The sequence below is a fragment of the Flavonifractor sp. An112 genome (assembly GCF_002161085.1).
In the GTDB taxonomy this organism is placed as follows: Bacteria; Bacillota; Clostridia; order Oscillospirales; family Oscillospiraceae; genus Flavonifractor; species Flavonifractor avicola.
The window spans coordinates 1-576 of the sequence record NZ_NFLU01000042.1 but is presented as its reverse complement, the minus strand read 5'-3'; the positions used below and the strand labels follow the sequence as shown (position 1 = coordinate 576).

The window sequence follows — 576 nt, the reverse complement described above, 5'->3', positions numbered from 1 at the left end:
CATCACACTTTAACGTGCTTTGAGTGCTTGTAAGCACAAGGTTTCAGGTTCTCTTTCACTCCCCTCCCGGGGTCCTTTTCACCTTTCCCTCACGGTACTGCTCCTCTATCGGTCATCAGTAGTATTTAGGGTTGGAGGGTGGTCCCCCCAGTTTCCCACCGGGTTTCACGTGTCCGGCGGTACTCTGGAACTCGACTAACAGGATTCGGTTTTCGCCTACGGGGCTCTCACCCGCTATGGCCGGCCTTCCCATACCGTTCGGCTAACCTATCCTGCCGTTGTGTCGGTCCTCAACCCCGAAGGATAAATCCTTCGGTTTGCCCTCTTCCGCGTTCGCTCGCCACTACTTGCGGAATCTCTGTTGATTTCTCTTCCTCGCCCTACTTAGATGTTTCAGTTCAGGCGGTTCCCCACCTACGCCTATTTGATTCAACGCAGGCTGACGGAGTATTGCTCCGCCGGGTTTCCCCATTCGGAAATCTGCGGGTCAATGCTTATGTGCAGCTCACCGCAGCTTATCGCAGCTTGTCACGTCCTTCATCGGCTCCTGATGCCAAGGCATTCCCCTTGCGCTCT

General features: G+C 54.9%; 1 rRNA gene. It reads right to left on the bottom strand.

Annotation, left to right across the window (positions count from 1 at the left end):
- Positions 1 to 576 (bottom strand): 23S ribosomal RNA (locus B5E56_RS14320); the annotation flags it as partial.